The organism is Methanoregula sp., assembly GCF_049510175.1.
Taxonomy (GTDB): domain Archaea; phylum Halobacteriota; class Methanomicrobia; order Methanomicrobiales; family Methanospirillaceae; genus Methanoregula.
Genome location: NZ_JBEKZF010000002.1, coordinates 1 through 23,801, shown reverse-complemented (window position 1 = coordinate 23,801; position 23,801 = coordinate 1). Strand labels below are relative to the sequence as shown.

Below are 23,801 nucleotides of genomic sequence, written 5' to 3'. Positions count from 1 at the left end.
GCCTTGATATGGAGAAACTTACCTTCTCCTGTGACGGTACCCGTATACCAACAGGACTGCAATTACCAGTACACACAATGCGATCTTGAGGTGATCTGCCGTTGTCTCCGGGGATGTGACGGCGGGATTCCAGTCGTCCTCGAATACCGCCATGAAATAGCCGGCAACTCCCGGATGGTCGATGATAACGCCCGCCTCGCGATTGAAATTGGGAGAGTTGCTGTTCCAGTTGATGCTGCTGACAAGGACCCGTTTCCCGTCGACAATCACCCCCTTGGTGTGGATCTTCTCGATCTGGTTTTCGCGGAGCTCTGCACACCGTGCCTCAAGAGGGAGGTGTTCGGCAGCCCCGATGCGATTGATCAAAGCAACCATCTCGTCGTTGTCATTCTTCCCATCGATATTGTACCAATAGGAATCCAGCAGGACGCGGACCCTGACTCCGCGCCGCGAGGCATTGATCGCTGCGGAAAGATACGGGTTCAGGGTGAACCTCGTCTCGTTGGTGATGTAGGCCTCCTCGATATCGATGCTGTAGTTCGCGGAAGTGATAAGCTCCGTGATTTGGGTGCTGGTATCCGGTGCCAGGACCGGATGAACCGTTGCCCCATCAAATGTCTGCGGTGAGAACTTCACGGCATGTTTTTCTGCAGGCGGCGTCTCGTTTCTGCCCGGTTCACCCGCGTAGGGGACTACCGATGGGCCCTGCAGATCGGTGAATACCACGGATGCATAATACGAAGCCGTCTGAGGGTCCGTCAGGACAACGCCCCACCCCCGGTTACCCGTTATCCCCTCCGGTGCAAAACCGCTGTACTTGAAATTTTCACTGACAACAAAAACAGTGCGACGGTCGATCACCACGTACTTGGCATGGTCGTAGCGGTAGGGGGCATGCACGGTTTTTGACGAGACCATTGCGTACACGGGAATGCCGCTCCGGTTCACCAGCCACAGCGCCGCCTTCTCTTCCAGCCCGATGCCGCCTACCGGTCCACCCTCGACGAGCATTCGCACATCAACACCCCGGGCCCGGGCGCGGGCAAGCGCGTCTGCCATCGAAGGGCTCGAGAACTCATACACGTTGAGCAGGACATCCCCCGTGGCATTACTGATGACCGAACTGAACACCTCGTCCGAACAATCGGGGGAGACGAATGTCGTCACCGTCACGTTCCGGAACTCCGCTGGCGTGAAGCGGGACTGGCCAAGCATGAGGGGGCGCGGGTCCCATGCATCACCTTCAAGGAAATGCACCTGCCCTTCACGCGGCCTGACGGTGCCGGGCCATGTGATCTTCTGGACGAGCTGCCCGTTCTCGTAGAGCATCAGTGAATCATTCGCGTTGGCCATGCGGAGGGGTTTGCCATTGATCACATCCGGTACATCCGGTGACGTGTCCAGCCATTCGAAATCTGGCGGCCTCCCATGGCTCTGCACAAACGCGGTCCCGCTCCGGGCAATCGTAAGATTCCCCGAGATGGTCGTACCCGGAGGGAACCGGAACCCTCCCTTCCCGTCCGTTACCGTAATCCCGTCCAGCGGGCCGAACCCGGAAAGGACAATATACTCATCGGCATCATCATGAAGATAAGGATCCGGGCAGAACTCATTGATGCGGACAGGGACGGTCGCTCCCGCGTGCACTACGCACATCAGGAACATGATGAAGACGAGGAGCCGGCGCATAGAAACTTCGTTTGCCGCTCTACGATATATAATATGCGAAATATTATCAGAGTGATATGACAATCACCCTCCGAACCCCTTCCGGATTGACAACAAAACCCCTTGTAGTGAAACTCGGGGGGAGCCTGTACAACCATGTTCCAGGACTGGTCCCCATCCTCCGTTCATCCATGTGCCCGCTCTTCATCGTCCCCGGCGGGGGACCCTTTACTGATGCCGTGCGGCAGGCCGGTCTCGATGATGAGACCGCCCATTGGGCGGCGATAGCGGCCATGGACCGGTACGGCCGCTACATCGCTTCGCACGGGCTTCCCATAACAGACCGTCTCGTAGTGCCGGACCAGCCCGTTATCTTCCTTTCCGGCCGCAGCCTGCGGGAGCAGGACCCCCTCCCCCACTCGTGGGACGTCACTTCCGACACCATCGCAGCATGGACGGCAGCGGAACTCCGCCTCGATCTCCTCCTCCTCAAATCCGTGGACGGGATTATGGATGGCGGCATTCTGCAGGAGCACATAGACCTCCCCCGGGAAACGGACGTGGTCGACCCGCTGCTCATCTCTTATGTCCTCGAAAAGCAGGTCGATACGTTCATAATCAATGGATCCCGCCCGGAATTTCTCATTAAATACCTCCGTGGGGATCCGGTCCCGGGCACCCGCATCAGTACAACCTTTTAAAGGTTCCAAAAGAGATACTATAGGAATCCTTGGAGGAGTCATCATGTCAGATAAGAAATGTACGTCCTGCAATGCTCCGCTTGCAGATGAGGGCGCAACGGAATTCGGCTGCCCCGCGTGCGGTGTTGAGATCAACCGGTGCTACCGGTGCCGGGAGCAGAGCATCCCCTATACCTGCCCCAAATGCGGATTCGGGGGACCGTAAAACATGGGGAGTGTCGCAGTCATTATGAGGGTCATGCCCGAGTCACCGGAAGTGAATCTCGAGCAGCTCAAAAAGGCTCTCAAAGAGAAATTACCCGGCATCCAGGATATCAGGGAAGAGCCGATCGGCTTTGGCCTTAAGGCCATCAAGTTCGCCGCAATCGTCAATGATGCCGGTGGAGAAACGGACACCCTTGAAACAAAGATCAGTGCAATACCCGGTGTTGAACGGGCAGAGATCATAGAAGTAACGTTGACATAAAAAACCAGTTCAGACGGTTTTTTATTTTTTTATTATCCCTTATTTCTCTCTTCTTCCAGCGCTTCGAGCACGCTCTTCGTCCTGACGCGGATCTTTTCCACGGACTCTTGGAACGCGATGACTTCCGGTTCATCAAGCCGTATGGCAATCGGGAAGACCCCGTCCCGGTTGATGCGGGCAGGGACGCCAATACAGACAGCGCCAATCCCGTGCACTTCCGTCCGGATATAGGCGGAAACGGTCAGGATGCGGTTTTCATCCGACAGCACGGTCCTGACAAGGGATGCAATCGCTTCCCCGGGCCCATACACGGTGGAGCCCTTGTTCTGGATGATCTGCTGGCCGCTGCCCTTGACCGACTCGATGATCTCCTTGATCGGCAGGTGTGCAAACTCCGGCAGGTTCGAGATCCTGATACCACCGATGGTGGTCGCTGACCAGAGCGGGACCAGGCTGTCGCCGTGTTCCCCGATTATACGGGTATGGACCTCGCTCACGTGGACGTGGAAATACGAGGCAATAAGCGACTTGAGGCGCATCGAGTCCAGGTGCGTCCCGAGACCGAAGACCTGGCTGGTTTTCAGCTTCGAGTATTTCAGGGCAACACTGGTCATGACATCGACCGGGTTCGTGACCACGAGAATTTTGGTATCGGGCGCAACCGCACCGATCGTCTCGGCAAACGAGGCGACAATCCGTGCATTGCCCATCGCAAGGTCAAGACGGTCCTGTGACGGGGTACGCGGTGATCCGGCGGTTATGACAATGACATCAGACCCGGCAACGTCCTGTAAGTTTGTCGTCCAGTTGACCCGGATATCTGTCCCCAGTGCGGCAAAAGAATCGCACAGGTCCTGTGCGATACCACGCAGAAGAGATTCCCGGCCTTCCCTTCCATACAGGAGGATCTCGCTGACAGGCGGGATTGCCGAAATGGCATGAGCGGCAAACATCCCGACATTGCCCGTTGCACCGATAATGGTCACTTTTGCCATGGTAATCGTAAATGGGGACGTGTTCTCGATCGACTGTACGTTTCTCCGTTCACCAAAGCACTCATCCTCCGCCCCGTTACCCCATGGGCGCCGGATGTCTGCGGTAAGTCTGCTCCCTTCCGGGCCTGAACCGGTCCCCGCAGCAACAGGTCGCCATTCCCTCCGGAATTTTGATTCCTGGCCATCGACCTCATGGGACGAGGTTTCACAGTCAGAACGCACAGGATCCCGCAGGCCGTTGCAGCCTCAGTCAAACTTCGCCCCCCGCATACCGACGGTTTCGGGTTACAAGTGACGCCGAGCCACCCGGGCTAGTCCCCATATACTTTTGTACACCGGTCAATAAAGACTTGTTACCCTGTGCGGGAAAAGAGCCACGCGGTCCCGGCAGAAAAACCCGGTTCACGGTATGAAAATATCGCCGCCCACCCGGTCCCGCCATTCTTTTTGGATCTTTTCAGTCGCAAAACGGTCCTTCTTTTCAAAGAGGTCGAGCGCGGTCAGCGGGGGAATCCCCGACACCAGCACTGAGGGGAGCTCGCGGAAATCTCCCTGGTATACCTCAATGATCTGGTCGCCTTCGGTCTCTGCAATCTTTACCGGTTCCCGCACCACCGGGTGCTTTGCCATGTCCTGGACCTGTTCGAAGATCTTTACACGGCTGATGGAGAGGTACTCCCGGTTCACCTCGAGGTTGAAGGCAGACCAGAAGGCCGAGGCGTACCAGGCATCGTTCATGACGACGTGGGGGACGCCAAGGCATGCAGCGGTGAGACCGAGGGTCCCAACGCCGGAACAGGCATCGATAAAATACGGCACGGGGGGGGTTCCGACATGCTGCTCCACGGAGCGGATCTTCGGGTAGCCTGTCCGGGGGAACTCGATGTGGACAAGCGACTGCTGCTTGTACATCACCAGCGGGCCCGTGGCCAGCGGGAAGACGTCCGCCCGGACATCGCAGCCGGCGAGGAGCTCGTATACTTTCGGTACTGAATTCAGGTCTGCCGTCGTTATCCCCGGGACAAAGTCACCGGTCCTGACCACCCCCCGCAGTTCGGGAACCTCCCGCACGAGGCGCTCCGCGGTCTTCCTTGTCACCCGGGGCGAGAGAAGGACAAGAGACTTGTCAGGAAGAAACGGCGGCCGTTCCATGGCAAACCCGGGGTGGACGAGGGGCGATCCCGCCGCGATCAGCGGGTCCGTCTTTTTCAGGTCCCCTTCCTCCACCATGACCACCCAGATGTGGGCAAATACTTCGTCGATGAACCGTTTCCCGCAGGAGCAGGGCTCCCCATACTCAGGAGATGGCGGGGGCAGGCGCTTGTCCAGTATCCGCACACTGCAGTCTGCGCAGGGTAAAAAGATGGTCGGGAGCGTGGCAAGGATGTCCTTTGCGGATTTCACACAGTCCATCCCGCACACGGGACACTTCATGCTGCTTCCTATGCATGTCCCATGATACAAAGGTTTTCAAACAGTGCTGCACGCGGCCGGCCGTAGAAAAAACCGGCGGTTCGGAAAAAAAGTGAAAAACTGGCAGTGGGCCCGAAGGGATTCGAACCCATGACCGCCCGGTTATGAGCCGGGCGCTCTAACCGGACTGAGCTACGGGCCCCTAAACGCCCCCCACAGGGCTCGAACCTGTGACATTCGGATTAACAGTCCGACACTCTACCAACTGAGTTAGGGAGGCACGCTCAATGCGTTCTAATAGATTCTTTCTGAGTACTTTTAAAGGTAACTATGAGGCCGTCATGACGGCGAGATCGTTCCTGGAGGGAACAATCGCCGGGCTATGCATCCCTCTTCATCGTTTCCAGCATCCGGACAAGTTCATCCAGGTCCTCGTTCAGGTGGCCAAACAGCTCGACGGCCCGGGCAGTCGCCACTGCACCATCGGGTGATGCACGGATATATCCCAGCTGCTCCAGCACGTGCAGGGAGTAGCGGATGCGGTGGGAGGGCTGTTCCAGCAGCTCGGAGAGTTTCATGATCCCGATCGGCTGGTGATCTGCCACTGCACGTGCCACTTCGAGGTGGCGGCAGACCAGTTCAATCTCGTCTTTCATCTTTTCAAGCATGTGCTCCCTCACCCGCTCCTGGGGGTACTACTCATCTTTTTGCCCAGCTTCCCTTTTATCCGGTTGCTCATGAAGCCATGCCCGGGTTTCAAAGTAATGCTTCCGGAAGTCAACGGACAGGATTACAGCGGCAAGGAGCATGACCGCGATCAGGGGAAACCGGTAACCCACCAGCCGTTCCGGCAGGATGAAGAGGAGGAGGACGGATACGGCAACAAGGAGGATGATGATATTCAGCTCCACCGCAAGACGGTAGAATTTCCACCGGAACAGGTCTTTGGCTTTTGCGTCCATCGCTTCTAGGTCACCTCCGGAATAAAAGTACTTGACGTTTCACTGCACATATATAGACAGATGGATCCACTTTCCGATGCGATCAAGAAGAGCGGGGCCGAAGCCTACGTCATGTATGCCTCCTCGCACGACGCCGATATGCGGTACCTGACGAAGTTCACCACGAGCGACCCGTTCGTTTATTTCAAAAAGCCGGGCGAAAACGGCACCATCATCATCTCCCAGATGGAAGTCGGGCGCGCATCCCGCGAGTCCCCGGCTGCAGTCATGACCCGGGCCGAAGCCGGCTTTCCGGAGATCCTGAAAAAGGAGAAGGACCCCTCCCGTGCGACCGCGAAGATGATCGCGGGCCAGGCGGGGAAGAAGATCCTCGTGCCGCCCCAGTTCCCGCTCGGGCTTGCCCGTGCACTTGGCAAGTACTGCACCGTCTCCGTGGACAGCGGGACGGTCCTGTCCATGAGAGCCAAGAAGACAAGGGCAGAGATCACAGCAATGCGACGTGTCCAGAAAGTGACGGAGACTGCACTGGGGCTCGGTGTCGCGCTGATCAAAAAGTCCGTGGCAAAAAAAGGAGTGCTCTACCGTAAGGGCATGCCCCTCACGGCAGAACAGGTGAAATTTGTGATGCACAGTCACCTGCTTGCCTGCGGCTGCACGGCGGTGGATACGATCGTCTCGTGCGGGGAGGATACTGCGATCCCCCACATGACCGGCACCGGTCCCCTCCATGCAGACGAACCGATCATCATCGACCTCTTCCCGGTGGAGGAGAAAAGCGGCTATTACGCCGACATGACCCGCACGGTTGTCAAAGGCGAAGCCACGGACGAGATCCGCGAGATGTACGAGACCCTGCGCGAGGCAAAACGTCTCGCGATCGCTCTTGTGAAACCGAAGGTTCCGGGATCGGAGGTATATCAGGCCGTCGTCGACTTCTTCGCGGAGCGGGGATACGAGAGCAATACGAGGGGGTTCGTGCATACCCTGGGGCACGGTGTAGGCCTGCAGATACACGAGCTCCCGACCGTGGGCCCTGCGGGAAAAGCGCTCGCCGCCGGCAACGTGATCACGGTGGAACCGGGTCTCTATTACCCCGGGACCGGCGGGGTCCGGCTCGAAGATATAGGAGTCGTTACCGCACGGGGTTTTGATAAGTTCACAATATTTCCGGAGGAGCTGGTCTTGTGAATGACGAAGTTTTTGAAAAATACCGCACTGCCGGCGCCCTCGCCTCACGGATCCTGCGGGAGGGTGCGCAGGGGATCCGGGTCGGGGAATCCTATCTCGGGCTCGTCGAATCGATCGAGGCCCGGGTCAGGGATGAAGGGGCGGCGCTCGCGTTCCCGCTCAACCTCTCCTTAAACGAGGATGCTGCACACGACACCGCCTCCTACGATGACGAGCGCGTCTTTTCGAACGGCGACGTGGCCAAGCTCGACCTCGGCGTGCAGATCGACGGGTACATCGCGGACACAGCGACCACGATCGACCTCGGGAACAACTCCCTGCTCCTCGACGCCTCATCCGGGGCGCTGGAGGCTGCCATCCGTGAGGTAAAGCCAGGTGCAACCGCGGGAGCACTCGGGGCTGCCGTCCAGAAAGAGATTGAGGGACGGGGATACCGCCCGATCGCAAACCTCACCGGCCACGGGCTGGACCGCTACGTCCTCCACCGCTCCCCGACCATTCCCAACATCGGGATTAAAGGCGGCGGCGTTCTCGAGGAGGGGATGGTCTTTGCCATAGAACCGTTCGCCACCACCGGCTGCGGCCACGTGAAAGAGAAGACGAGGATGGAGATCTACTCCCAGCTCTCAGCACGGCCCGTACGGGCCCCCGCAGGCCGTATCATCCTTGACAAGATCAGGGACCGCAACGGCCTGCCGTTCTCCCACCGCTGGCTTGGCGACAGGAAACTGGACCTCGCCCTTCCTGCACTGATCCGGTCCGGCAACCTGCATGTTTATCCCGTCCTTTCTGATGTTGCCGGTTCCCTTGTCTCCCAGCACGAGCACACCGTCATTGTAACAGGCGACGGCTGCATCGTGACCACGCGATGAGAAGACTTATGCATGCCGGGGGAGAATAATTAAGGTTACGCCATGTCTGGAGATTCTGATACCCTGCGCATCATGGAGATCGTTCTGACCGCCGAAATATTCAATCAGAACCCAGAGCTCGACATCAACGACCTCACGCCCCCGTGCCGTGAAATCTTCAGTTCCGCCGGTGCAGCGGATGTCAGGCGCCCGGTCTATGTCAGCGACGGTCTGATCAAGCGCTCCCTTTCCATTGCCGACGCCCACACACGGCTCGCCTCCAACCCGTTCGTCTCCTATGAGGAGTTCGGCCAGCGGCTCCGCATCACGGCTCTCGAGCCGGCGGGGCAGTGGTTCCTCAAACAGGGCGGCAAGCCGTTCGTCGAAAAGAACCCGGCGCTCGCCTTTTATTTCGAGAAGGCCGGCTCCAACGGCATTACCTATGCCGGGGTCCGGAAGGCAAACCCCCCCTACGAGGACACCAAGGCATATCTCGATACGAAGATCTCGAAACTGGTCAGCGAGGATGAGAAACTCCGGGGGGCGCTGGACCTTGTCATCGTCAGCGCTCCCGACGAGATCGAGCAGCATATCGAAGACCTTGTCTGCACGAGTGACCAGCTTGCGCTCATCGGCAAGCTCCAGCATGCCCTCGACCACCGGGAGTTCCTGCACCGCCACCGGATCTACGAGATCGGCAAGCTCCTGTTTGTCGGCCCGCCCGGCACGGGGAAGACCTCGCTCGCCCTCGCGATGTCCCGCACCATGCACATGCCGGTCCTCGAGGTCCGCCTCTCGATGGTCACGTCCCAGTACCTCGGGGAGACCTCCAAGAACATCGACCGCATCTTCGATCTCGCCAAGCAGCTCTCGCCCGCGATCCTCTTCGTCGATGAGTTCGACTTCGTGGCAAAGAGCCGCACCACCGATGACCACGGCGCAATGAAACGGGCGGTCAACTCACTCTTAAAAAATATCGACCGGATCAACCTGATAAAGAACGGCGTGCTGCTGATCGGTGCCACCAACCACCCGCAGCTGCTCGATGAGGCGGCCTGGCGGCGCTTCGATGAAGTGGTGGCGTTCTCCCTTCCCGACGAGGAGATGCGCAGGGACATCATAAAGAAGGTGACCTCCACACTCCACTGCACGGTCGATTATGCGGCGCTTGCGAAAAAGACCGAAGGGTTCTCCGGCTCGGACCTCCGCATGATGATCAAGGAAGCGATCCTCTCGGCGCTCATGGACAAGCGGGAGGAGATCCGTCTGGACGACATCGAGAAGGGCATCACCATGGTTCGGAACCGGGACGCAATCCGGCACCAGAACTGGTTATAACATGAAGATCACGCTGCTTGGCACCGGCGATGCGATCGGCACGCCCCGCATCGGGTGCGACTGCCCCCAGTGCACGCACGCGAAATCGACCGGCGCCACCCGGCTGCGGACTTCGCTTCTCGTGGAAAACGGGGGGCGCCACCTCCTCATCGATTCGTCGCCGGACCTGAGGCAGCAGCTCCTCCGCTGCGGCTCGCCCCATATCGACGCGGTGATCTGGACCCACGGACATTATGATCACTTCATCGGGTTCGGCGAGTTCTACCGGGTCCAGAATATCCCGCCGGTCTTTGCTGCCCCGCCGGTGCTCACCTACTGCTCGGAGGTATTCCGGTTCCTGAGTTTTGAGAAGGGCGCAATCGATCCGTATGTGCCGTTCGATATCTTCGGTATCACCATCACCCTGTTTGTGGTCAAACACCCACCGGCGTTCACCTGCGGCATACTTTTTGAAACGGAGGAGTCCCGGGTCGGGTTCACGTCCGACACCAACATCGACATCCCGCAACAGAGCCTGGACCTCCTCGGGGACCTCGACCTCCTCCTGCTCGACGCTCTCGTGCCTTCCCGCATCAGGATCTCCAAGCACATGAACTACCTTGATGCCTGCATGCTTGCCGGGCGCCTTGCCCCGGCCGATTTCCGGTGCGTGCACATGAGCCATATGATGCCATGGGACCTCCCCCACACCGGGAAAGACGGGGAGACTTTTGAGTTCCCGTAAATCCCCCTCGCAGCCCGACCCATACCTTAATAGTTTTCAGGTGCCCAAACATAGGTGCATGATTGTAAAAGTACTCGAGCTCGAGAAAGACAAGGTGCGGCTCATCATCCAGGGGGAGGGGCACACGTTCATGAACGCCCTTGTTGAAGAGATCTTAAGTGACCACGACGTCGACGTCGCACGATACAACATCGAGTTCCAGTTCTCGGACCCGGAACTCCTCGTCACCACCAGGAACAAGAAAAACGCCCTGCCCATCATCAAGAAGGCCTGCAAGCGGATCACCGGCCATTGCGACGAGCTCCTCAAGGGGTTAAAGAAGTCAAAAGCCTGATCCCCGGGCCGGTATTTTCCCCTCCCGATACTTTTTTGTCCTGCTTAATACCTCACCATTCCTTCCCGTGTACTGTACCCGTCAATCGCGGCAGCGGGAAACACCTCCCTGAACCGGATAACCTCAACTGAAACGGGAAAAAAGCGTGTGAGTGTTATTCCTGCTGTGTGCTCACACGGTTGCTGTAGTTGCTGACGGGCTGACGACCGGGCTGGTCGCAGTGCCTGCCGTCTTGGCCGCACTGGTTTTTGCTGCCTTTGCTGCTGCACGGGCTGCGGTATAGTGTGCCTTGACGGCGTCCTTCATCTCCTGATCGAACTGTTTCCAGAGCGATATAAGGTTCGCGTTGATGGTCTTGAGAGAGGCCTGATCCTTACCGGTCAGTGCGGTGTCAAGCGCCGAGCGTTCGCTGCTGATGCTCGCAAGGGTTGCCTGCGCCTGGGTCGTATCGATGCTGTACTTGCCGAGAATGCCGATCACATTGTTTGCCTGCGTGACATGGTTGTCGAATTCCTGCAGGCGGTACGTGCTGTGGCTGGCCCAGAGATCGTCTTTGAGTCCTTGGTCGATGGCGGACGTCGTGGCTGCCTGCCCTGCTGCCGCTGCCGGGAGCATGAGCACGCCGATGATACAGAAGGCGAGAAGTGCGCCTTTCATAATGGTCTTGTGGTTCATGGTGTTCCTCCATTTGTGCCGGTGGGTTCTCCCCACCCTGATCACCAGTTGCTTCAAGGAGCTTATGTATTCGTAAAATGGGAACGGTATCCCGTGTACCATGCACCGGGTAAACGTTGAACCCGGGAGTTATATCAATACGGCCAGGGGAATCGCCGGCAACAGGAGAGGGAACAAGCAACCGTTCCGTATCCACCGGTTTTTATTACATATTCTCCGCGCCGTCCCCCGGGTCCTGTCCGGGTCATCACCGGGTAACGGCTCTTAGCCGGATACCAACCTTTTTTTTACTCGTCAGGACGATACTACCGTAGAACGTCCTGGTAAGGGGATTATAATAAAAGAGAATGGGGTGTTCTGCCATACCCGAAAGAAAAACCGTCCTTGTTTCATCCGACCCGGAGTTCCTTTCAGAATTATCCGAATACCTGGAAGTCCTGTCCAGCCCGGTCCGGTTGAAAATCCTCAAGTTCATTGAGCGCGAGCCGCGGGAGATCACGGCCATCTCCGAGCACACCGGCATGACCTACCAGAACACAAAAAAACACATGGACCGGCTCCTCAACACCGGCCTTGTCAGGAGGAACGCGGGGTTCGGCCGGGAGACCGACCGTGGCATTGCCCCGGTCTGGAAATACCTGCTGGCCGACGGCGGGATGGAGACCCTGGTAAAAACCCTGGGCCTGTTCTCCAGCATTGCAATCCCCCCGGGGTATAATGATATCCGCAGGCGCATCGAGTCAGCGCGATCTGAGGTCGCAAAAACCGCCGGGGAAACCGGGCCCCTCCTCTGCCTCATCGGGGGCCCGGCAGACGGTCTCGCATTCATTCTTAAAAAAGATCGGATACGGATCGGGCGGGAGGATCCTGATCACCCGCTGCCGGAACGCGGGGGGGCTGCCGTTGTGCCGGACCAGTACAAGGCAGTGACACGGGTCACAAAACCCCATGCGGTGCTCGTACGCACCGGGGAATCCTGGGAGATCGAGGATAACGGCAGTACCGGTGGAACATTTGTAAACTCCGTGCGCCTGAACCCCCGCCAGAGAACTGCGATTTCCAGCGGTGACATCATCGATCTCTCGGTGGGTCCGGATGCTGCACGGCTGCTGTTCGTGGCCGGGGACTGAAATGTCCGGGCGGATTTTACCTGCAGGAAACATTATCACGCCGCAGATAGTTCCACACATAACCCGTGTACTAGTTCCTGTCCTGGTTCTCCTTGTCCTGATGATGCAGGTACAGTCACTGGCAACGGCAGAAGACCGCGGCACGTCACCATACGGGTATTTGGGGATTTCCGTACAGGGCAGCACGGTCATGACCGGCAGTATGCCGGTTACCTATGGACCGGATACGGCAGCCACCGTAATCAAAGCTGCGCAGGAAAAAACCCTCACCTTGCCACCGGTCCGGCAGAACAGGACAGCCCTTCTCCAGGCCGTGGTAAAAAGCGTTATCCCGCGGCCGATGATCGCGATCCCCGTCTTCTGGCTCCTCGTGCTCTTCGGTAGTGCGTGTGCCGGTCTGTGCGCACTTCTCTATGTCCTGATCCGGGGCCGATATGCTGCTGCATCCAGGAAAAAAAGACCGGATGGGGACGCGTCACGAAACAAGACGGTGATCGGCCCGGTTTCAGATGCACCTGCCAGCCGTGCAAAAAAGGAGCAGCAGGGCCCTGCAGTGCAGTTTCCCCCGTCGCTCGAAAAGAGGTTTATCCATGCCGAATTCATCGGAGAGGGCGGGCTTGGCCGTGTCTTCCGTGCACAGAATGCAAAGACCAAAAAGACCGTTGCCGTCAAAGTACCAATACGATTTGACGATGTAACGGGCACACATTTTTCCCGGGATATCTTCCTGTGGCAGGGGCTCCATCACAAAAACATCCTCGAGATCTTTTCCTACAACATCCTTCCGGTCCCGTATGTCGAGATGGAGTATGTACCGTCATCGCTTGCGGATATGCACTTCCCGGTACCCGAGGACCAGGCACTCGCCCTCACCAGGGATGTTGCCGCAGGCCTTGCCTATGCCCACGGGAAGGGGATCATCCACCGTGATATCAAGCCGGATAACATCCTCATCACTGCTGACGGGACGCCCAAAATCACGGATTGGGGGATGGCCAGAGCCATTGACGATATGAGAAAATCCAGCATGATCGGGTTTTCCCCGGTATATGCTGCACCCGAACAGATAGCTCCGAAAATGTACGGCACACCGGGGCCTGGAACCGATATCTACCAGATCGGGGTACTCCTGTATGAGATGCTTAACGGTAACGTGCCATTTGAGGATGGGGACCTGCACAACCTCACCCAGGCACTTCTTTATGACAAGGTTCCGCAACCCTCATGGGAGGGAACCCATAAAAAGGAGATCTTTGCCATTATCGAAAAATGCCTGAGAAAGAGACCGGAAGAACGGTACGATTCGGTCGCATCCCTGATTGAAGCTCTTGAATCGGTTCATACAAGAGGATAAAAGGGCGATTGACTCCTGCACTATAGCATCGAAATGATCCACCTGGTTCTGATACATTAACGGTTGATGTCCGGTTTTTCATCTCAAAAAAATTTCCTGCTATCCGTCAACTTATCAGAATCGTTTCTTAAAAAAAACAGCTGATATAAAAGGAGAGGGGATTATTCCGCCCGTTCGGTGAAGACGATGGATCCCGAAATACGGGAGATCTTGATCTTTACTTTCTGGCCGGGCTTTGCATTGGCCACATACATGATGTACCGGCCCATCTTGACGACCCCGTCGCCGCGCTTCGAGATCGACTGGATCTCGACATCCATGATCTGGCCTTCCTCGAGGTTCTCCGATACCGGCTCGGTTCTGGCCTTCCGCTTCCGGACCGGGCGGTGGCTCCCGCAGGCATCGCACCGGAGGATCATGACCCGGTCGTCTTTCACGAGGCGCGTGTCCGGCTTGCCGCACTCGGAGCAGATCACGTAGTCCTCGACATAGCTCTTGATGATCGCCTTGATGAGTGTGATCTCGAACTTCCCGTTGAAGATCGCGCGGTTCCCGTCGATCTTCCCGCTGGTGCCCAGTTCACCGAGCAGAAATTTCATCAGGTGGTCTGGTTCGCGGCGGACCTTCCCTACGATATCGGTAAAATTTTCAAGGACGGTCGTCTTGCCTTCGACATAGGCCTTCGCCTCGGGGACTACAAAACGTTCCGAGGACTCGGTCTTTTCCGTGATATTGGAATAGGCCTGTTTGAGGAGTTTTTCATACGGGTCCGTCATAATTGTATACAATAATAGCGCCGGCTGACAAAAAGGCTTTCCCCGGTAACAACAGGCAGCCGTATACGGAGTTTTTGCGGCAGGATTATGCACGATGCAGGAGATACGGCGCGTATTCCCACGATTTTTAAGGAAGAAACAACACCCCTGCGAGAAAAGGGGATATGCCCCGGGTCCGCACCACCGGACGGGGGCTGGAATTATGCGGAATGTAAGTCCTTGATCAGGAGGGAGACCAGTTCCCTGGTCTTCTTCTCGTTCTCGATATCGTTCTGGTGGATGTTGCCGTTCCCCACGCATTTCATGCCGCGTGCCTCGATCCATTTCTGGAAGACTTCGGCGGTCTGCCCCGGTCTGCCACCGTGCGTGCAGAACGCGGTCGCCTTCTTTCCCTCACACCCTTTCAGCGCATCGATCGCGGCGTGGATTGCCGGCGTCGGCCTGAACGCCCAGACCGGAGAACCGAACACGAGCTGGTCGTAACCGGAGACATCGATGGCTGCCGGTTCGACAGGTATCTTCTCTTCCCCCTGCGCCATTTTGCACCGGACAAGGAACCGGGTCAGCCGGTTATAGCTGCCCTTGTCCATGATCTCGATCAGCTTCCCATCGCACGCCGAGGCAATATGCTGGGCCACGTGGCGGGTATTGCCGGTCTCGCTGTGATAGATGATGCAGATTTTCATTGTGGTAGTATAGGAGGAACGGATTAAAAAAACTATGAATGGGGTTGTGCTGGTGAGGGAGGTATATCAGATTGTTTCAATGATAAAAAGACGTTCTGTAGAAAACCATTTTTCCTGAGATGATTCCCCCTCTTGCGCCTCTGAATGGTTCATCAGAGCCATGAGGATGAGAAGAACTCATCAGAAAATACACAGTCAACTGTGACAACCTCAATTCCTATTACGGGTAGTAATAATAACGGGTCTTGACGTGTGATTTCGTAGGCAGGATTCGGGGGTTTGGGTCAAGCATGATATTTTCCAAACATGATATTTTCCGAGTTACTCTACATGAGCCGAGAGGGGCGCCCCTACGGGGCGGCCCCACCCCCACGCCCGCTGCGGCCGTGGGAGTCTTTTGAGTTACAAGTTTGCCGTATGAGTGGGTTCCCCTCCCGTCCCCACAAGCCGACCCCCGCGCCACAGGCAGGGGGGTCTTTGTTGCGGGGATGCCATCATTAGAGGGGGTATAGGAAGGACGCCACGGTGGTTTAAATCGCAAAAAAGGTTATTCGGCAGGGGTTCTCCAATCATACTCTTTTGGAATCTCAATCATAACGTTGGGACCGTGGGAATCTTTTACGGGATGTTCTCGGGAGACTTTCTGCAACGCGGCGATAATCTTCTTTTTGTCCTCGTCGGAGCCCGTTTTTAGTGCTCCCTCGACAGCATCGGCTATCAAATACATATTGTTAAAAACGAAGCGCATGTCTTCAATTTCCCGCTTCATTTCGTCGTGATTTGCGGCCATCTGCTGTTTTAAAGCGATTTTTTCCTTTACCAAATCCTCAATAATCTCGCTGTGGTTTTGCATCTTCGCCTTAAATTCGGACTCAATTTCCTGTAATTCCTTCGGCGTTTGTATCGTCAGGAGGTGCTGTCCTTTGAGGTATTCTTCGGCAAGTTGCTTTTTCGTATATCGACGGTAAGCCCCTGTGAGATAGCCGCTGTGACCTGCAAGCATTTCGGCAATCTCCTTCGATACGATGAGGGAGAGTTGACTAATGAAGAATTTTCTGAACTGGTGATAATGGAGTTGTTTTCTATTCGTGGTTTTATCCCGTGAGAGGAGCCCCGCGTTGCCCAGGGCGGTGTCCCAAATCGCGCTCGCGTTCTGGTCACTGAACGGGAACAACCGACCGTCGTCATCTCCTGACTTTTTGCCACCGCGCCCGCTTTTTACGAGGCCATTGTTGCGTTTCGCCGACGAGCGGAGATAATCGCCCCGCACCTTGAGCCATTCGTTCACCGCTTGTGTTGCTTCCGATGAGATGAAGGTAATACGGGCGTCCCCCGTTTTTGTTTTTTCTCCCCGAACGGAGATGCAGGAGGGGGTAACGTTAAGGGCTACATCATCGAGGGTAACAGAGAGAGCCTCATTTATCCTCATGCCTGACGACGCGAGAACCAAGACCAGCGCCCGCCCTTTTACGTCGAGATGTTGGAGGATTGTCCGGATGGTTTCAATGTCCATGTCCCGTTCCATCGTCCGAGCGTTCCCCTTCGGTAGTTTGTTGCGTATGAATTTCAAATCCTTTGACGACAATTCCCTGTTGTAGTAGTTGAAAAATTCCTTAACGCGGATGAAAGTGTGTCGAGCGGTCAACGGGGGGCGGTCGTGCATGGATACAACAAAGTTGGCCATATCTTCGGGGTAATTCCGTTTTGATTCGAGGTATTTATCAACCAGTTTCTCGTATTTCTCCCGTTCCCCATCGCCGACGCGGTATAATTTCCGCTGTTTTCCGTAGATGAAGTCAATGAAGTGATAGACGGCGGAGTAATAGCCCTGTGCCGTGCCGCTGTTGTTGTAATTCTTCAGATAGTCAGCGATTTTTCCCATACTGGAATATACGCGGGGTGGGATAATGAGTTTTTCCCAGTTGTCAATGTGTTATCATCAGAGTTCTTCGAAAAAGCTGAGACTCATCAGAGCCGAGGCAGGAGAAGGATCCATCAGGATCCTACGAAAACAATCCAGTCGAAGAACCCTTCAGGTTCTTCTCCAGCCTGCCCTTCCCTTCGGGAACGGCAGTCTCCCCAAGAGCGTCATAAAGAGGATAGAATGATTTCTAAAGAGCAAAGCAAAAAGGGAGAAAGGATTATTGACGGAACTGCGGCATCATGCCGCGGACTTCTTTGCCCACTTCCTCGAGGAGGTGGTCCTCATCCGCCTTTGTCAGGGCAGTGAACATCGGGCGGTTCACCATGTTCTCGAGCATCCATTCCCGGGCAAACTTCCCGCTCTGGATCTCCTCGAGGATCTCCTGCATTGCCTCGTAGGCTTCCGGCCCGATGACACGGGGTCCCCGGGTGAGGTCGCCGTATTGCGCCGTGTTGCTGATATACTGGCGCATGTTGGTGAGGCCGCCTTCGTAGATGAGGTCGACGATCAATTTCAGCTCGTGGCAGACTTCAAGGTAGGCCATCTCCGGCTCGTAGCCGGCTTCTACAAGGGTCTCGAACCCGGCCTTCACAAGTGACGTGCAGCCGCCGCAGAGCACCGCCTGCTCGCCAAAGAGGTCTGTCTCGGTCTCCTCGCGGAACGAGGTCTCGAGGACGACAGCGCGGGTCGCGCCGATACCCTTGGCATAGGCTAGGGCGATCTTGTGGGCGTTCCCGGTGGGGTCCTGATGGACGGCAATGAGCGCGGGCACACCCTTGCCCTCCTCATACTGCCGGCGCACCATGAAACCCGGTCCCTTGGGCGCGACCATGATCACGTCGACCGTTGCCGGTGGGACGATCTGACCGAAGTGGATGTTGAACCCGTGCGAGAACATGAGGCACTTGTTTTCCTTGAGGTGGGGGAGGATCTCGCTTTTGAACACCGCGCCCTGGAGCTCGTCAGGAAGCAGGATCTGGATGATGTCGGCGCCCTTCACCGCATCGGCAACCTTCAGCACCTTCATGCCATCCTTGACCGCCGCATCCCAGCTCTTCCCGGGGCGCAGCCCGATCACGACGTCGAGCCCGCTGTCCCGTAGGTTCAGCGACTGCCCCCTGCCCTGCGACCCGTAGCCGATCACGGCGATCTTCTTGCCTTTCAGCACGCCGAGATCCGCATCTGCCTCATAGTACTTTTTTAACATAGGTGATCCCTTTGATATCAGCAACAAAGCACATAAATATTATATGAAAAGACTAAAGAGACACACGAAAACCATCTGGATGCGATGACCTATTACCCGCACACCAACTGATTCGATATCCGATAAATCATCCTTCAGCAAAGAACTGCCGGACGTCCAGGCCTCATCTCCCGACGTCCGGATCAACCTCACGAGGGTCGGCGTGAAAAACGTCAAGAAGCTCGTTGAAGTACACCGCAAAGGGAAACGGCCGATGATCTTTATCTCCAATTTCGATGTGTTCGTCGACCTGCCCGGCAGCCTCAAGGGCGCGAATCTGTCCCGCAATTTTGAAGTGATCGACGAGGTTCTCCAGCAGGCGATTGATGGGGAAGTCAACGAGATTGAGAAACTCTGCAGCATTGTCGCCCGCAAGCTTCTCGACAAGCATGAATACGCGGACCGGACTGAAGTCCTCATGCGCAGCGAGTTCATGGTCAAGCGCGAGACCCCGATCAGCCATACCACCTGCCACGAGGTCGTCAAGGTGCATGCACGGGCGATCGCCCGCAGGACGTTCCGGACCCCGATCGTGCGAAAGAGCATCGGCGCGGAGGTTACGGGCATGACTGCCTGCCCCTGCGCCCAGAATATCATGAAGGAGCGCGCCATGCGGGTCCTCGAAGGGCTCGATGTCAGCAAGGACAAGATCGACGAGTTCTTTGACGCAGTACCCATGGCCACCCACAACCAGCGCGGCAGGGGGTTCCTCTGCATCGAGACCGATGATGACCAGCACGTGGACCTCGAGAAGATCATCTGTATCCTCAAGGACTCGATGAGCAGCGGCATCTACGAGCTCCTGAAGCGCGGCGATGAAGGCGCCGTGGTGCTTGCCGCGCATAAAAATCCCCGGTTTGTTGAAGACTGCGTGCGGGAGATGGCGAAGAAAGTACTGGCCGAATTCGAGTACCTCTCCGGCGATTCCATGGTCACGATCAAGCAGACCAACGAGGAGAGCATCCACCAGCACGATGCCTATGCTGAACGCAGGGCCACGATTGCCGAATTGTTCGATGAACTGAACGGGGACAAGCACAATACCGAGTGAAATTTTTTTTATTCCTGAAAAATAATTACAAAATTAAAAAATTCCGTTTTTATTTAAGTTTTCGGGACCGTTTTGCGCCGAATATTCAGGATCTGCTGATTTCGGGATAGGCAGATGAAAATAACCTCAATTTGTGGTGTTTTCCGCCCTGCGACCAAGTCATAAAGGTTATAAAATGGGTGGTACAAGATAGAGTGAACGTACTATGTACGGTCAATTATCTCTAGAGATGAGAGATCTTTCATAAATTTGTACCGCAATACGAACAACTCAACATAACATGAGGCGATAATATTGTCGAAAGTTGTAGAGATTTCCCCAACCACAAGACACGAGGGACACTCAAAACTCGTCTTGAAGGTTAACGACGCTGGTATCATCGAGACGGGTAACTGGTGCTCCATTACCCCGGTGAGGGGCGTCGAGAAGCTTGCTGTTGGCAAGACGCCCGAGCAGGTGCCCAAGATCGCGTCCCGCGTCTGTGGTATCTGTCCGATTGCCCACAACCTCGCGGCCACCGAAGCGATGGAAGCATCCATCAAGTGTGAGATTCCCAAGGACGCACTGATGCTCCGTCACATCCTTCAGCTCGCAAACCGGCTGCACAGCATTGCACTGCATGATATCCTGATTCTCCCTGACCTGTATTTACCGGGCACCGAGGTCAAGATCAACCCGTTCACGGCAGAAGAGCCGGTGCGCACCGTTGCAAAGCGCATCCAGCGACTCCGTGAGATCGGCCAGACTGTTGGCCAGATCGCCGGCGGCGACTGCATCCACCCGCGGAACACCCGTGTCGGTGGTATGTACCGCAACTGCTCCGAACAGGCAAAGACCAAGATGTACGACCTTGCCAAGGAAGGACTTGTCCTTGCACATGCCCAGATGGATCTCATGATCGCGATCCTCCGGAACTACCAGGCACGCGAGTCCGTGGATGTCGGCGGCATGAAGGTCGCACTCCCGAAGACCCTCGGTTACCACAACCAGGGCTACTTGGCAACCCACGCGTTCTACGGCAGCTCAAGCCTGGACGAATGCCCCAGCTGGGACATCGACCGGTTCAAGGAAGTCCGGCCATGGGACTGGTACATGGGCGAGATGGACGTTACCCTCGAAGAGCCCCGGTACCCGATCGGCGGAACCACCAAGATGGGAACCAAGGTCAACCCGCAGATGGAAGCCTGCACCGGCATCCCGATGTACGACGGCCAGCCTGTTGAAGTCGGCCCGCGTGCCCGTCTCGCAACCTACAAGGGTTACGACGAGAAGGGCACGGTCGGCCAGAACGTTGCCCGTGAGATGGAGTACACTGACTCCCTGTACGAGATGATCGACTGCATTGACGCCCTGAACCCGAACGGCAAGGTCGTTGCAGACTACATCCCCGACGGAGACGGCTCCCTCGGCTGGGCGTCCAACGAGGCCCCCCGCGGTACCGATGTCCACATTACACGCGTCAAGGACTGGAAGGTCCAGTACTTCAGCATGCTCGTCCCGACCACCTGGAACTTCGCGACCTGCAGCGCTGCACTCACCGGTGCACCCTGGCAGCTCGCCGAAGTCATCATGCGCGGATACGACCCGTGCGTATCCTGTGCAACCCACATGATCGTACTGGACGAGGACAACAAGGTAGTGGCTCAGAAGCTCATCCAGTGAGTGTAACCTGATGCTGTATCCGGAGATCGTGATAGCAGGGTGTGGAAACCCCCTGTTTGCCGATGACGGCTTTGGCCCGGCAGTAATCGAAGAGATGGAGAAACTCACGCTTCCCGACAATGTACTGATAGTGGATGCGGGCCTTGGCGGCCCGCACTTTATTTTTACACTGCTCGACCCGGAAGTGACGAAGAAGCTCGTCATCGTCGATATTGCCGATTACGGGGCAGAGCCGGGGTCCATTACCAAACTCCGCGTCGAGGACCTGCCGCCAGGTGCGTACCGGGACGCCCATTCATGGGATCTCGCCGAGCCGCTCCAGCGGATCAAGGACCGGATTGACGTAACGATCATCGGGTGCCAGCCGGCAAGGGTTACAGCCCCTGAGTTTGAACTCGGGCTTTCTGATGAAGTTCAGGAAGCAATTCCGAAAACGATTCGGGTAATACTGGAAACAATAGGGGTGGATTATGGGACTACTATCAATCTTCAAAAGGAAGGACGCCAGCGCGGAACCGCAGAAACCTGCAGCTCCGGCAAAAACAGCTGACGTAAGCGTAAAAAAGGATTCAACTAAAAAGGAGGTTAAGCCTGTGGCAGACAAAATTACATTGGGCTACACACACCTGAGTGGGTGTACCGGTTGTACTGTGGCATTAGCAGACAACTATGCCGGATTATTAACACTCCTCGACAAGTATGTCGACCTGAAGTACATGCCAACACTTGCAGACGCAAGGCACGTCCAGAAAGTCGATGTTTCATTCGTCGAGGGTTCAGTCTGTATTAACGACAAACTCGCAGTAGAAGAGCTCAAGGAAACCCGTGAAAAGTCAACCATCGTGGTCGCTCTCGGCGGCTGCGCGTGCTACGGCAACATCACCCGGTTCTGCCGCGGTGGTCAGCAGAACCAGCCGGCACAAGAGGCATACCTGCCGATCAACGAACTGGTCAAGGTGGACGTGTTCATCCCTGGATGCGCACCGACCCCGCAGATGATCAGGAACGTTGCCGTTATGGCATACCTGCTCCTCAAGGGAACCAAGGAACAGAAGGACCTCGCGACTGCATTCCTCAAGCCTCTCATGGCCCTCCCGGTCCAGGGAACTGCTTGCGGCGCATCGACAGCCTGCTTCTGCGACCTGATGACCAATGTCATCGACCAGGGTCTCTGCATTGGATGCGGCAGCTGCGCAGCAGCCTGCCCGGTCAATGCAATTACCCATGAGTACGGCAAGCCCCAGGGCGAGCGCGACCTGTGCATCAAGTGCGGTGCCTGTTACAACCAGTGCCCGCGGAGCTGGTTCAGCTTCGACGTGGTCGAGAACTATGAGGCGATCAACGAGGCCATCATGGCGGCACTCCAGTGAAGGTGATTGAAATGGGAGCAGAACTCGGTAAATACAAATCATGCGTCTCAGCCCGGAGCACCAACAAGGAGCTTCTCAAGCACGCCCAGGATGGCGGTATCGTCACCTCGCTGTTTGCATTTGCGCTTGACGAAGGCATCATTGATGGCGCGATTGTCGCAGCAACCAAAGACTTTGCAGCAAAGAACCCGTCAAAGATCATGAGGGACAACTCGAACTGGGATATGATTGAGCCCTGGAGGCCCATCCCGGCGATCGTCACTACCAAGGCTGATCTGATTGCTGCAGCAGGCACCAAGTACAACATCAGCCCGAACGTCTCCATGATCAAGGAGGCAACCCGCAGCTTCGGTCTCGACAAGGTTGGTATCGTCGGTACCCCCTGCCAGATGCAGGCAATCCGGAAACTCCAGCTCTACCCGATCGGTGCCCGTGATGTCGGCGACAGCATTGCACTTGCAGTCGGTATCTTCTGCATGGAGAACTTCCCCTACCAGAGCATCCTCCAGCTCGTGGAAGACCACGCGGCAATGAAGATGGAATCCGTCAAGAAGATGGAGATCGGCAAGGGCAAGTTCTGGGTATACGGCAAGCGCGGACAGGTCGTCCAGCTGCCGCTCAAGGTGACCCACAAGTACGAGCAGCCCGGCTGCCACGTCTGCCTTGACTACGTTGCAAACCTCGGTGACATCTCCACCGGTTCCGTCGGCAGCCCCGATGGATGGAGCACCGTCTTTGTCAGGTCAAAGATCGGAGACTCGGTCTGGGCAAAGGCAATGGCAGCAGGTTGCTTCGAGACCCAGCCCATCGAGAAGGTCAAGCCCGGCCTTGAAATGGTGACCAAGCTCGCAAACGAGAAGATCACGAAGAACAAGGCAACCCTCGAGGCCCGCAAGACCTTCGGTGTCGGCAAGGCACTCAGGAGCCCATACATCTAAATTTTTTACCTTTTTTTTGGTGAGGGTCATCAGACCCGAACCACGAGAAGAAATCATCAGAATTTCTTCGAAGACCCCCGGGGTCTTCTCGTTTCTCAGGTCTGCCGACCTTCGAAACTTCGAATTGTTGAGAGAGTCATCAGACCCGAACCAGAAGAAGAAACCATCAGGTTTCTTCGAAATTGCGAAGGTTATCAAACCTGAGCCATGAGAAGAACGAAGTTCTTCGAAATTGCGAAGGTTATCAAACCTGAGCCATGAGAAGAACGAAGTTCTTCGAAATTGCGAAGGTTATCAAACCTGAGCCATGAGAAGAACGAAGTTCTTCGAAATTGCGAAGGTTATCAAA

General features: G+C 56.3%; 26 protein-coding genes, 2 tRNA genes and 1 other RNA gene. 16 read left to right on the top strand and 13 right to left on the bottom strand.

The window, feature by feature from the left end; genetic code table 11:
• Nucleotides 1-18: 18 nt before the first annotated feature.
• On the bottom strand, nt 19-1,689 hold the full coding sequence (locus tag ABSG49_RS03065; protein WP_424024635.1) for a phospholipase D-like domain-containing protein: 1,671 nt from the start codon (nt 1,687-1,689) through the stop codon (nt 19-21).
• 56 nt (nt 1,690-1,745) lie between these two features.
• Between ABSG49_RS03065 and ABSG49_RS03060 the strand changes: the two genes are divergently transcribed.
• Genes ABSG49_RS03060 through ABSG49_RS03050 form a run of 3 tightly spaced genes read left to right on the top strand, consistent with a single transcriptional unit; the run spans nt 1,746 to nt 2,835 of the window.
• Nucleotides 1,746-2,369: a uridylate kinase gene (locus tag ABSG49_RS03060; RefSeq protein ID WP_424024634.1), complete on the top strand. Its 624-nt coding sequence runs from the start codon at nt 1,746-1,748 to the stop codon at nt 2,367-2,369.
• A gap of 43 nt (nt 2,370-2,412) precedes the next feature.
• The gene (locus ABSG49_RS03055) at nt 2,413-2,574 is read left to right on the top strand and encodes a zinc finger domain-containing protein (RefSeq protein WP_299968223.1); all 162 of its coding nucleotides are present in this window, start codon (nt 2,413-2,415) and stop codon (nt 2,572-2,574) included.
• Between the two features lie 3 nt (nt 2,575-2,577).
• On the top strand, nt 2,578-2,835 hold the full coding sequence (locus tag ABSG49_RS03050; RefSeq protein ID WP_424024633.1) for an elongation factor 1-beta: 258 nt from the start codon (nt 2,578-2,580) through the stop codon (nt 2,833-2,835).
• A gap of 32 nt (nt 2,836-2,867) precedes the next feature.
• Here ABSG49_RS03050 and ABSG49_RS03045 read toward each other — a convergent pair whose 3' ends face one another.
• The 7 genes from ABSG49_RS03045 to ABSG49_RS03015 form a co-directional block, all read right to left on the bottom strand.
• Nucleotides 2,868-3,830 (bottom strand): malate dehydrogenase, encoded by a 963-nt coding sequence (locus ABSG49_RS03045; RefSeq protein WP_424024632.1) that lies wholly within the window; start codon nt 3,828-3,830, stop codon nt 2,868-2,870.
• Nucleotides 3,831-3,841: 11 nt separating this feature from the next.
• An RNA gene (gene ffs / locus ABSG49_RS03040) (signal recognition particle sRNA) lies at nt 3,842-4,152 on the bottom strand.
• An 80-nt stretch (nt 4,153-4,232) separates the two neighbouring features.
• The gene (locus tag ABSG49_RS03035) at nt 4,233-5,264 is read right to left on the bottom strand and encodes a hypothetical protein (protein WP_424024631.1); all 1,032 of its coding nucleotides are present in this window, start codon (nt 5,262-5,264) and stop codon (nt 4,233-4,235) included.
• Nucleotides 5,265-5,370: 106 nt separating this feature from the next.
• A tRNA-Ile gene (locus tag ABSG49_RS03030) sits at nt 5,371-5,445 on the bottom strand.
• Between the two features lie 5 nt (nt 5,446-5,450).
• Nucleotides 5,451-5,523, bottom strand: a tRNA-Asn gene (locus tag ABSG49_RS03025).
• Nucleotides 5,524-5,623: 100 nt separating this feature from the next.
• Nucleotides 5,624-5,911, bottom strand: a complete 288-nt coding sequence (locus ABSG49_RS03020; protein WP_424024630.1) for a hypothetical protein — start codon at nt 5,909-5,911, stop codon at nt 5,624-5,626.
• 27 nt (nt 5,912-5,938) lie between these two features.
• The gene (locus ABSG49_RS03015) at nt 5,939-6,205 is read right to left on the bottom strand and encodes a hypothetical protein (RefSeq protein ID WP_424024629.1); all 267 of its coding nucleotides are present in this window, start codon (nt 6,203-6,205) and stop codon (nt 5,939-5,941) included.
• A gap of 60 nt (nt 6,206-6,265) precedes the next feature.
• On the opposite strand from ABSG49_RS03015, the gene ABSG49_RS03010 reads away from it, so the two are divergent.
• From ABSG49_RS03010 to ABSG49_RS02990, 5 genes are read left to right on the top strand one after another with little or no spacing between them, the layout of a single operon-like run.
• Nucleotides 6,266-7,393 (top strand): M24 family metallopeptidase, encoded by a 1,128-nt coding sequence (locus ABSG49_RS03010; protein ID WP_424024628.1) that lies wholly within the window; start codon nt 6,266-6,268, stop codon nt 7,391-7,393.
• Nucleotides 7,390-8,265 carry a type II methionyl aminopeptidase gene (gene map, locus ABSG49_RS03005; protein ID WP_424024627.1) on the top strand — a complete coding sequence of 292 codons (876 nt, stop codon included), beginning with the start codon at nt 7,390-7,392 and terminating at the stop codon, nt 8,263-8,265. Before ABSG49_RS03010 ends, map begins: the two co-directional genes overlap by 4 nt.
• A gap of 42 nt (nt 8,266-8,307) precedes the next feature.
• A complete protein-coding gene (locus tag ABSG49_RS03000; RefSeq protein WP_424024626.1) occupies nt 8,308-9,582 on the top strand; it encodes an ATP-binding protein in 1,275 nt (424 codons plus the stop codon).
• A gap of 1 nt (nt 9,583) precedes the next feature.
• Complete coding sequence (locus ABSG49_RS02995) at nt 9,584-10,306, top strand: MBL fold metallo-hydrolase (RefSeq protein WP_424024625.1); 723 nt, start codon at nt 9,584-9,586, stop codon at nt 10,304-10,306.
• 58 nt (nt 10,307-10,364) lie between these two features.
• On the top strand, nt 10,365-10,640 hold the full coding sequence (locus tag ABSG49_RS02990) for a DNA-directed RNA polymerase subunit L (protein WP_424024624.1): 276 nt from the start codon (nt 10,365-10,367) through the stop codon (nt 10,638-10,640).
• A 171-nt stretch (nt 10,641-10,811) separates the two neighbouring features.
• Here the strand turns inward: ABSG49_RS02990 and ABSG49_RS02985 are convergent, their stop codons facing one another.
• Nucleotides 10,812-11,315 (bottom strand): hypothetical protein, encoded by a 504-nt coding sequence (locus tag ABSG49_RS02985; protein ID WP_424024623.1) that lies wholly within the window; start codon nt 11,313-11,315, stop codon nt 10,812-10,814.
• 347 nt (nt 11,316-11,662) lie between these two features.
• Here ABSG49_RS02985 and ABSG49_RS02980 point away from each other — a divergent pair, with 347 nt between their 5' ends.
• On the top strand, nt 11,663-12,445 hold the full coding sequence (locus ABSG49_RS02980) for an FHA domain-containing protein (RefSeq protein ID WP_424024622.1): 783 nt from the start codon (nt 11,663-11,665) through the stop codon (nt 12,443-12,445).
• 100 nt (nt 12,446-12,545) lie between these two features.
• A complete protein-coding gene (locus tag ABSG49_RS02975; RefSeq protein WP_424024621.1) occupies nt 12,546-13,799 on the top strand; it encodes a serine/threonine-protein kinase in 1,254 nt (417 codons plus the stop codon).
• Between the two features lie 161 nt (nt 13,800-13,960).
• On the opposite strand, the gene ABSG49_RS02970 is transcribed toward ABSG49_RS02975, so the two are convergent.
• The 4 genes from ABSG49_RS02970 to ilvC all read right to left on the bottom strand — a co-directional run bounded on the left by ABSG49_RS02970 (nt 13,961) and on the right by ilvC (nt 18,392).
• The gene (locus tag ABSG49_RS02970) at nt 13,961-14,575 is read right to left on the bottom strand and encodes a translation initiation factor IF-2 subunit beta (RefSeq protein ID WP_424024620.1); all 615 of its coding nucleotides are present in this window, start codon (nt 14,573-14,575) and stop codon (nt 13,961-13,963) included.
• A gap of 200 nt (nt 14,576-14,775) precedes the next feature.
• Nucleotides 14,776-15,261: a flavodoxin family protein gene (locus ABSG49_RS02965; RefSeq protein ID WP_424024619.1), complete on the bottom strand. Its 486-nt coding sequence runs from the start codon at nt 15,259-15,261 to the stop codon at nt 14,776-14,778.
• Nucleotides 15,262-15,808: 547 nt separating this feature from the next.
• On the bottom strand, nt 15,809-17,143 hold the full coding sequence (locus ABSG49_RS02960) for a tyrosine-type recombinase/integrase (protein ID WP_424024618.1): 1,335 nt from the start codon (nt 17,141-17,143) through the stop codon (nt 15,809-15,811).
• 259 nt (nt 17,144-17,402) lie between these two features.
• Nucleotides 17,403-18,392, bottom strand: a complete 990-nt coding sequence (ilvC, locus tag ABSG49_RS02955) for a ketol-acid reductoisomerase (RefSeq protein WP_424024617.1) — start codon at nt 18,390-18,392, stop codon at nt 17,403-17,405.
• Nucleotides 18,393-18,507: 115 nt separating this feature from the next.
• Between ilvC and mptA the strand changes: the two genes are divergently transcribed.
• The 6 genes from mptA (at nt 18,508) to ABSG49_RS02925 (ending at nt 23,663) form a co-directional block, all read left to right on the top strand.
• Entirely contained in the window at nt 18,508-19,482 is a 975-nt protein-coding gene (gene mptA, locus ABSG49_RS02950) for a GTP cyclohydrolase MptA (RefSeq protein ID WP_424025139.1), read from the top strand.
• A 294-nt stretch (nt 19,483-19,776) separates the two neighbouring features.
• Nucleotides 19,777-21,144 carry a coenzyme F420 hydrogenase subunit alpha gene (gene frhA, locus ABSG49_RS02945; RefSeq protein WP_424024616.1) on the top strand — a complete coding sequence of 456 codons (1,368 nt, stop codon included), beginning with the start codon at nt 19,777-19,779 and terminating at the stop codon, nt 21,142-21,144.
• A gap of 10 nt (nt 21,145-21,154) precedes the next feature.
• Entirely contained in the window at nt 21,155-21,694 is a 540-nt protein-coding gene (frhD, locus tag ABSG49_RS02940; RefSeq protein ID WP_424024615.1) for a coenzyme F420-reducing hydrogenase, FrhD protein, read from the top strand.
• 43 nt (nt 21,695-21,737) lie between these two features.
• Nucleotides 21,738-22,514 carry a coenzyme F420 hydrogenase subunit gamma gene (gene frhG / locus ABSG49_RS02935; protein ID WP_424024614.1) on the top strand — a complete coding sequence of 259 codons (777 nt, stop codon included), beginning with the start codon at nt 21,738-21,740 and terminating at the stop codon, nt 22,512-22,514.
• Between the two features lie 11 nt (nt 22,515-22,525).
• Nucleotides 22,526-23,452 (top strand): coenzyme F420 hydrogenase subunit beta, encoded by a 927-nt coding sequence (frhB, locus tag ABSG49_RS02930; RefSeq protein WP_424024613.1) that lies wholly within the window; start codon nt 22,526-22,528, stop codon nt 23,450-23,452.
• 16 nt (nt 23,453-23,468) lie between these two features.
• Entirely contained in the window at nt 23,469-23,663 is a 195-nt protein-coding gene (locus ABSG49_RS02925) for a hypothetical protein (protein WP_424024612.1), read from the top strand.
• Nucleotides 23,664-23,801: the final 138 nt, after the last annotated feature.